This is a genomic window from Azotobacter armeniacus, assembly GCF_054779355.1.
Genome location: NZ_BAAGYK010000115.1, coordinates 1 through 849, shown reverse-complemented (window position 1 = coordinate 849; position 849 = coordinate 1). Strand labels below are relative to the sequence as shown.

Below are 849 nucleotides of genomic sequence, written 5' to 3'. Positions count from 1 at the left end.
CTCTCACACCACCGTACGTGCGGTTCCGCATACGGCGGTTCATGGGTGACGCTGAAGGCGCCGCTGGGTATCCAGCAGCGAGATCAAGCCCAAGGCGTCGAAGAGGCGTTTCGGGAAGGCCGCATTCATGGGGGGTGCGCCCGAGTTCCACCACGGACCTTGTCCGTTTCGGGCCGAGCGCCATGCCATGCACGATCTTCCGTCAGTCGCTGCCGACGCAGCATTGTGGTTCGGCCTTGACGATGCCTTGCTTGCCGCCAGAGCAGGCAGCGCAGGCTTCGTCTCAGAGGTTGTGAAAAATTCAAGCGGCTGCTGCGCCCCCCTTCAAAACAGCCGCTAAAACGTTGCGCTACGTGAAAAGTAAGACCATTTGGCTCATAAACTCTCCCGCTTTTCACATGGCACGCCTTTTTGAAGGGGATTGGAGAGGCTCTCACGGCACTGTTCGATTTTTTCACAACCTCTCAGCCAACCGTCCAGGCTCTCCCGTGCATTCCTGGTCTGCGTGTACTGGAAGTAGCCGATCCACCCTCGAAGAGCGGCCCACCTGGCGGCGTGCCTTCCCGGCGCTGGGCGACCAGCCCGTCACGCATCAAGCCCGCTTCCCGATATCGCCGGATCAGCTTGAGCACTCGCGCGTCCGTCACCCGCCGGGCAATCCGCGACATCAGGATGTCGTGGTTTACCCGCTCGAAGACAGATCGATATCCACCACCCAGCGGCGGCCTTCTTGCACATACTGCCATGCCGCCAGTACTGCCTGCCGGGCGCTGCGCCCCGGCCGGAAGCCGTAGCCGGATTCGGAGAAACCCGGCTCAAAGATCGGCTGGAGTGTCTGGAGCAGCGCCT

The 849-nt window shown here is 61.7% G+C and carries 1 protein-coding gene and 1 pseudogene; both read right to left on the bottom strand.

Annotated elements, in window-relative coordinates; all coding sequences use genetic code 11:
* Positions 1-375 precede the first annotated feature (375 nt).
* Positions 376-525, bottom strand: a complete 150-nt coding sequence (locus ACYVD0_RS15175) for a hypothetical protein (protein ID WP_460427594.1) — start codon at positions 523-525, stop codon at positions 376-378.
* 11 nt (positions 526-536) lie between these two features.
* Positions 537-849: pseudogene (locus ACYVD0_RS15170) on the bottom strand (group II intron reverse transcriptase/maturase); the annotation flags it as partial.